Raw genomic sequence first — 8024 nt, 5'->3', positions numbered from 1 at the left:
CCGCCTGACCCGGTCGCCGTCCCGGGGAGCGCTCAGGCGTCCTCGGGGCGGCGCAGCGGCCACGCGCCGTCGACCACCGCGTCCGGGCGGGTCCGGCGGAAGTACTCCTGCAGACTCGCCGCCTGCTCGGCCGCCCACCCGACCTGGTCGGCGTGCAGCGCAGCCGCGGGACGCACCAGCTCGGGGAAGCGGCGCGCCATCAGCACCGCGAGCCGCTCCGTGGCGAGCGAGTCCGCCGCCGACGTGTGCGCCGCGGTGAGCTCGACCCCGTACTCCTCGCACAGCGCCCCGAGGGTGCGCTTGCCGCGCCGGTACCGGTGCACCTGCTTGTTGAGGACGTAGGGGTCCAGCACCGGGAAGGGCTGCGGGACCTCGACCCCGTGGCGCCGCCCCTCGTGGGCGAGGACCGTGAAGTCGTAGGAGGCGTTGAACACCAGCACGGGCGTGCCCGCGGCGAAGAGTCCGTCCAGGACCCCGGCGATCTCCGCGACCACCTCCGCGGCGGGCCGTCCCTCGGCGCGGGCCCGCTCGGTGCTCACCCCGTGCACGGCGGCCGCCTCCTCGGGGATCTCCACCCCGGGGTCGGCCAGCCACTCCCACTCGACCGTCACCGCGCCCGCGGCGTCGGTGCACACCACGGACGCCGTGACGATGCGGGCCGTGTGCGGGTCGCGGCCGGTCGTCTCCAGGTCGAAGGAGGCCCGCGGTCCCTCTGTCCACGCGGGGCCCGCGTCCCGGGCACCCGAGGACCCGTCGAGGTCGAAGAGCACGTCCTGCTCCGCGGCGTCGTCCGGCGCGGGGGGAGCGGGCCTCGGCGCGCGCAGCGGGGCGGCGTCGAACAGGGGCAGCTGGTCGGTGGGGCCGGCGGGGCCTGAGGGCGAGGACATGGCTCCCACCGTACCGGCCCCCTCCGACCCGCCACGGACGCCCGCACGCGGCGTGCTTAGACCGTCGGTGTCCCGTGATGTGATGAGACCCATGCGGCACTCCGAGGACAGCACCCACGCGACGAGCTCCGCCGTGCCCGTGGCGGGACCGGTGCGCTGGAACCTGGTGCCCCCGCACGGCTCCGCCCCGGAGCGCGCCCCGTGGCGGCCGAGCGCCGAGCAGGAGGAGATCGCCGGACTCCCGCCCGGGTGCGGCCCCCGGCTCGTGCTGGGCGGCCCCGGGACCGGGCGGACCCGGGTGCTCGTCGAGCTGGCGGCGCGCCGGATCGGCCACGGCCTCGACCCGGACCGGCTGCTCGTGCTCACGCCGTCCCGGCTCTCGGCCGCCCGGCTGCGGGACGACCTCACGGCCGCGGTCTCGGCCACCATGAGCTCCCCGCCCGTGCGGGCCTGGCAGTCCTACGCCTTCGACCTGCTCCGGCGGACCCAGAACGAGGGGCTACTCCCGGGCGTCGCGCACGGCCCCAAGCTGCTGTCCGGCCCGGAGCAGGACGTGCTCATCGGCGAGCTCATGGCCGGGCACGCCGCGGGTCTCGGGGCCCCCGTCGTGTGGCCCGCGGACCTCCGGGAGGCCCTCGGCACCCGCGGCTTCCGCCAGGAGGTGCGCGAGCTCTTCGACCGCATGTCCGAGTACGACCTCGCCCCCGACGACCTCCGCGGCCTCGCCCGGCGCCTGGAGCGTCCGGACTGGGCGGCGGCCGCCACGATGCGGGCCGAGTACCAGGCCGTGCGCCGGCTGCGGATGCCGGAGTCCTACGACCCGGCGGCCCTGGTGACCGAGGCCGCGCGGGTCCTCGAGGAGCAGCCGCAGTTCCTGCGGGCCGAGCAGGAGCGTCTGGACCTCGTGCTCGTGGACGACCTGCACGAGGCGACGCCCTCGATCCACCGGCTGCTGGCCGTGCTGTGCCGGGGACGGGACACCGTGATGACCGCCTGCACGGACACGGTGGTCCAGGGGTTCCGCGGGGCCCGGCCCGACCTGCTGCGGACCCTCGAGGACCGGCTCGCCGAACCGGCACGCCCCCTCCGGCGGCACCCGCTGGACACGAGCCGGCGGATGCCCGGGGCCGTGGCCGAGGTGTGGCAGCGCGTGGCCGAGCGGATCCCCGCCGTCGCCGGGGCCCGGCACCCCCGCGGCCTCCGGCCCGCCGAGGGCACCGAGAACCTCGAAGGCACTGAGGGCACTGAGGGCACTGAGGACTCTGAGGACACGGGGATCGCGGCGGACCCCTCGACCGGGCAGGAGGACGTCCCGGAGGACAGCACCGGAGACGGCGCGGCGCAGGGAGAGGTCCTCACCGTGGTGCTCTCGTCGCCGCTGCACGAGGCCCGCTGGATCGCGCACCAGGTCCTGGAGCGCCACCTGGTGCACGACGTCCCGCTGGCGGACATGGCCGTGGTCGTGCGCAACGGCCGCTACCTGGAGGGCCTCGAGCGCCAGCTCTCCGCCCTCGGCGTGCCCGTCAGCACCTCCGCCGCGGAGACGCCGGTGCGGGACGAGCCGGCGGTGCGCCCGCTGCTGGGCGCCCTGCGCATCGTGACCGCGGCGGCCGCGGCGGCCGCGGACCGCGAGGAGGACGCGCACTTCGGCGCCCTCACCGTCCAGGCGGCCGTCGACCTCCTGTCCTCGCGGATCGGCGGCGCCTCCCCGATGGACGTCCGCCGGCTCCGCCAGCGGCTCCGGGCGGAGGAGCTCGCCGGGGGAGGGCTGCGCACCAGCGACGACCTGCTCGTGGAGGCCCTCGTGGCCCCCGGGGCGCTCGACGCCGCCGGAGTGCGCTCCGTGCCCGCCCGCAGGGTCGCCCGGATGCTCGCCGCCGGGACCCGTGCCCTCCGGGAGGAGGGCGCCACCGCGGAGACCGTCCTGTGGGCGCTGTGGGAGGCGGCAGGGGTCGCCGAGTCCTGGCGGCGCCGCGCGCTGGAGGGCGGCCCGGCGGGGGAGCGGGCCGACCGTGACCTCGACGCCGTGGTGGGCCTGTTCGAGTCGGCCGAGCGCTACGTGGACCACCTCCCCGGGGCAGGCCCCGCCCAGTTCCAGGACTACATCGAGAACCAGGACCTGCCCATGGACACCCTGGCCGCCCGGGCCCCGACCGACGAGACGGTGGAGATCATGACGCCCGCCACCGCCGCGGGCCGGCAGTGGCCGGTGGTCTTCGTCGCCGGCGTGCAGGAGGGCGTGTGGCCCAACACCCGCCTGCGCGGGCAGCTGCTCGGCGCCGACCTGCTCACGGACGCGCTCGACCTCGGCGTCGACCAGGCCGCGCGGGTCACCCCGGTGACCCGGATGCGGGAGGTCCGCCACGACGAGCTGCGCTCCTTCTCCGCCGCGATCTCCCGCAGCTGCGGCACGCTCGTGGTCACCGCGGCCTCCGGCGAGGACGAGCAGCCCTCGGAGTTCCTGGACCTCGTCGACCCCCCGGGGACCCGACCCGGGGACGGCGCCCGGGCCGTGGTGGACGCCCCCCGTCCCATCACGCTGCGCGCCCTCGTGGCCGAGCTGCGGCAGTGGGTCCAGCTGCACGAGGAGGACCCCGTGCGCTCGGAGGCCGCCGCCCGACTGCTCCACCGCATCTGCTCCTCCCCGCGCCCGGTGCCCGGCGCCCACCCCGACACCTGGTGGGGCGCGGCGGAGCTCTCCAGCACGGCGCCCGTGTTCGACGACGGGGTGCCCGTGCCCGTCTCCCCGTCCCGGATCGAGACCATCCACCGCTCCCCCCTCGACTGGTTCGTGGCCGCCTCGCGGGCCGAGGCCGCGACCGACGTCAGCCGCAGCCTCGGCTCGCTCGTGCACGCCATCGCCGAGGAGCTGCCGGAGGCGTCGGGCTCCGAGCTCGTCGCCGAGCTCGAGCGCCGCTGGCCCACGCTGGGGCTGCCGGACACCTGGGAGTCCGCGGTCCAGCTCGAGCGCGCCCGGCAGATGCTGCGCAAGTTCGCCCAGTACGTCCTGGACGCCCGCAGCAAGCACGGCCGCCGTTTGGCCTCCGTGGAGGGCGCGTTCAGCGTGCTCGTCCAGGGGCGGGCGCGAGACGCCCTGCTCCGAGGCCGCGTGGACCGCCTGGAGCTCGACGAGGAGGGCCGCTACGTCGTCGTCGACCTCAAGACCGGCCGGAACCAGCCGGCCGGGGCGAAGATCGCCGAGCACCCGCAGCTCGCGGCCTACCAGGTCGCGCTCACGGCAGGGGCGGGCACTGCCATGGTCGCCGGCGAGGACGAGGCCGTCCTCGAGCTGCCGGGCGGCACCGTGACGGAGCTCTCCGGCGGCGCCCTGCTCGTTCAGCTCGGCACCCGGGCCAAGTCCCCCGCCGTGCAGCAGCAGGACCCCCTCGACCCGGACGCCACGTGGGCGCGGGAGCTGATCACCCGGGCCGCGGAGCTCGTGGCCGGGGAACGGTTCACCGCCCGCCACGACCAGGCCGAGGGCGCGTTCAACGGGCACGGGTGCAAGCTGCCGCAGATCTGCCCGCTGTGCGCCGAGGGGCGGCAGGTGAGCGAGCCGTGAGGACGACCCCCGGACCCGTCCCACCCGGACAGGAGGAGACGACAGCGCCCATGACCGACGCCCTCGGCACCCCCGACGACGGCACCCGGCTCGACGCCGGCGAGCACCCCTACGGCGGCGTCGAGCCCCGGTACAGCCCCGAGGAGCTCGCCGAGCTGCTCGGCGGCAACCGCCCCACGGCTCAGCAGTCCGCGGTGATCTCCGCCCCGCTCACCCCGCGGCTGGTCGTCGCGGGCGCCGGCTCGGGCAAGACCGCGACCATGGTCGACCGGGTGGTGTGGCTCGTGGCCAACGGCGTCGTCGCCCCGGACCAGGTCCTCGGCGTCACCTTCACCCGCAAGGCCGCCGGCGAACTGGGGGAGCGGATGCGCTCCCGGCTCGCCCGGCTGCGCGCCCAGGGGCTCGTCGCGCCCGACGGCCCCGAGGAGGACGACCTCCCCGCCGCCCCCCAGGACCCCACGGTCAGCACCTACCACTCCTACGCCAACACGCTCGTGCGCAACTACGGGCTGCGGATCGGGATCGAGCCGGACACCACGTTGCTGGGCCAGGCCCGCACGTGGCAGATCGCCGCGCAGACCGTGGAGGCCTGGACCGGGGAGCTGCTCGAGACCATGCCCGCGAAGTCGACCATGGTCGCCGCGGTCCTCGACCTCGCGTCGGCGTGCGCGGAGCACCTCGTGGACCCGGCGGACGTGGAGCGCTTCGCGGCCCGGCTGCTCGGCGCGCTGGCCACGACACCGCCGGGGCGCCGGAAGAAGACCCTGGGCGCCCAGCTGAAGAAGGTCGAGGACAACCAGCGCACCGCGTGGGTCCTCGCCGAGCTCGTGGCCGACTTCTCCCGGCGCAAGCACGAGGCCCAGGCCATGGACTTCGGCGACCTGCTCTCGGCCGCCGCCCGGCTGGCGGAGCAGGACCCGGCCGCGCGCCGGACCGAACGGGAACGGCACCGGGTGGTGCTGCTGGACGAGTTCCAGGACACCTCGCACGCCCAGCTGCGGCTCTTCGCCGCCCTCTTCGGGCACGGGCACTCCGTGATGGCGGTGGGCGACCCCCAGCAGTCGATCTACGGCTTCCGCGGAGCCTCGTCCGGGCAGCTGTTCGGCTTCTACGACGTCTTCCCCGTCGCGCCCGGTCAGGACGGGGAACCCAGCTTCCTCACCACGGCCTGGCGCAACGACGCGAGCATCCTCGACGTCGCCAACACCATCGCCGTCCCCCTGCGGACCCTGCCGGCGTGGGCCCGCAGCACGTCCTCCCTCGCCGTCCCCGAGCTCACCCCGCGGCCCGGCGCGGGCACCGGCCGGGTGCGGATCAGCCGGTACGCGACCGACGTCGAGGAGGCCGTCGCGCTCGCGGAGCGCGTCCGGGCCCGCCGGGAGCAGCACCGCGGCGACCCGGAGGAGCAGATGCCCACCATGGCGGTGCTCTGCCGCAAGCGCTCCCAGATCGAGCCCGTGCGCCGGGAGCTCGCCGCCCGGGGCATCCCCTACGAGGTCGTGGGCCTGGGCGGGCTGCTCAGCACGCCGGAGGTATCGGACGTCGTCGCGACCCTCCGGGTGCTGGACGACCCCGGCCGCTCGGACGCCCTCGTGCGGCTGCTGGCGGGCGCCCGCTGGCGCATCGGGACCCGGGACCTCATGGCCCTCGCCGACTGGGCGTCGCACCTGGAACGTCGCCGCACGGAGGCCGCGCAGGCCGGCCGGGCCGAGGACCTCGAGAGCCCGGTGACCGCGGAGGAGGCCCAGGAGGACGCCCTCGTCGAGCCCGACCTCTCCGACCACGCGTCACTGATCGAGGCCCTGGAGACCCTCCCGTGGCCGGGCTGGACCTCCGCGCACTCCCGGACGCTGTCCGAGACCGCGCGGGAGCGCCTGACCAGGCTGCGGGCGGAGCTGGACCACCTGCGCTCCTTCCTCTCCGACGACCTGCCGAGCCTGCTGCACGAGGTGGAGACGGTCCTCGGGCTCGACATCGAGGTCGCCGCGCACCCCCACCGTCCCGTCCACCAGGCGCGGCGCAACCTGGACGCCTTCCACGAGGCCGCGCAGTCCTTCACCGCGTTCTCCGCGACCAGCGACGTCTCGGCCTTCCTCGCGTGGCTCGACGTCACGCTGGCGGAGGAGAACGGGCTCGAGCCCGGTCCCGACCGCACGCGGCACGACGCCGTGCAGCTCGTCACGGTCCATGCCTCCAAGGGTCTCGAGTGGGATCACGTCTACGTGCCGGGCCTCAACGCCGGGAACTTCCCGACCGACAAGCCCTCCCGCTGGACCCTCGACACCGGCACCCTGGCCTGGCCGCTGCGCGGTGACGCCCGGTTCCTGCCGCAGTGGGCCGTGGACACGACCGACCTCAAGGCCCTCGAGGAGTCCCACACGGAGTACCTGGAGCTCGCAGCCCAGCACGCCGAGGACGAGGAGCGCCGCCTCGCCTACGTGGCCGTGACCCGGGCGCGGGAGGTCCTGGAGCTGTCCTGCACCGTGTTCCGGGGCACGGCCGCCAAGGGTCAGGAGCCCTCCGTGTTCGTCGCGGAGCTGGCGCCGCTGACCGAGGGCCCCGAGCCGCCCGTCCGCCCCGGCCCCTGGGCCCAGGTGCCGGAGGGGGCGCGCAACCCGGCCGCGGCCACGGTGCTGAGCGCACCGTGGCCCTACGACCCGCTGGAGGGCCCCGAGGTCACCGAGACCGTGACGGACGAGCGCGGGCAGAGCTCCGTGCGCGTGAGCCCGCCCCCGCACCTCGGCCGCCGGGCCGTGCTCGAACGGGCCGCCCGCGCGGTCCGGGAGCGCGGGTTCGTGGACACCGCGGACCTCGACGTCGAGGACCTGCTCGGCGTCGCGGAGCGGGACGGGCTCGCTCCCGACCCGCGCCGGTGGTCCGAGGAGGCGAAGATCCTGCTGGCCCGGCACGAGGACGGCCGGACCGAGCGGACCGTGCCCATGCCGTCCCACGTCTCGGCCTCGACCCTCGTGGCGCTCGCGCGCGATCCGCTCGAGGTCGTGTCGGGTCTGCGCCGGCCGATGCCGCGCCGGCCCGGCACCGCGGCACGGCGAGGCAGCACGTTCCACGCCTGGATCGAGCAGTACTACGGCAGCTCCGCGATCTTCGACGTCGGGGAGCTGCCCGGGACCGCCGACGACTACGTCGACGCGGCCCACGACCTCCCCGAACTCGCGGCGACGTTCCGGTCGGGTCCGTGGGCCGACCGCCAGCCGTACGCCGTGGAGTTCCCCCTCGAGACCCCGATCGCCGGGATCACGGTCCGCGGCCGGGTGGACGCCGTCTTCCGCAACGGTGACGGCACGTGGGAGCTGGTCGACTGGAAGACGGGACGGGTCCCGTCCGGCCGGGAGCTGCAGGAGCGCTCAGCGCAGCTGGCCGTGTACCGGCTCGCGTGGTCCCGGCTGCGGGTCGTCCCACTCGAGGAGGTCACCGCCGCCTTCTACTACGTGGCCGAGGACCGGGTGGTCCGCCCGCACGACCTGTCCGGGCCCGAGGAGCTCGAGGCGGTGGTCCGGGAGGCCTACGACGTGGTGCTGCGCCCCTAGGCGGGCCCGGCGGGTCCGAGGACGTGC

General features: G+C 75.9%; 3 protein-coding genes. 2 read left to right on the top strand and 1 reads right to left on the bottom strand.

What is annotated here, in order from left to right:
- Positions 1-32 precede the first annotated feature (32 nt).
- Positions 33-887, bottom strand: a complete 855-nt coding sequence (locus tag ACYVM4_RS03910; protein ID WP_368820277.1) for a 3'-5' exonuclease — start codon at positions 885-887, stop codon at positions 33-35.
- 91 nt (positions 888-978) lie between these two features.
- Between ACYVM4_RS03910 and ACYVM4_RS03905 the strand changes: the two genes are divergently transcribed.
- Both ACYVM4_RS03905 and ACYVM4_RS03900 read left to right on the top strand, forming a co-directional pair.
- Positions 979-4449: an ATP-dependent helicase gene (locus tag ACYVM4_RS03905; RefSeq protein WP_460667725.1), complete on the top strand. Its 3471-nt coding sequence runs from the start codon at positions 979-981 to the stop codon at positions 4447-4449.
- 50 nt (positions 4450-4499) lie between these two features.
- The gene (locus tag ACYVM4_RS03900; protein WP_460667724.1) at positions 4500-7997 is read left to right on the top strand and encodes an ATP-dependent helicase; all 3498 of its coding nucleotides are present in this window, start codon (positions 4500-4502) and stop codon (positions 7995-7997) included.
- Positions 7998-8024 lie beyond the last annotated feature (27 nt).

The sequence above is a fragment of the Kocuria himachalensis genome, from assembly GCF_054784195.1.
The sequence above is the reverse complement of the archived record's forward strand: the minus strand, read 5'-3'. Positions and strand labels throughout refer to the sequence as shown.

Bases quoted from the DNA above. Each gene is read 5' to 3' on its own strand.
- ACYVM4_RS03910 (WP_368820277.1), bottom strand. From the start codon at position 887: ATGTCCTCGCCCTCAGGCCCCGCCGGCCCCACCGACCAGCTGCCCCTG.
- ACYVM4_RS03905 (WP_460667725.1), top strand. From the start codon at position 979: ATGCGGCACTCCGAGGACAGCACCCACGCGACGAGCTCCGCCGTGCCC.
- ACYVM4_RS03900 (WP_460667724.1), top strand. From the start codon at position 4,500: ATGACCGACGCCCTCGGCACCCCCGACGACGGCACCCGGCTCGACGCC.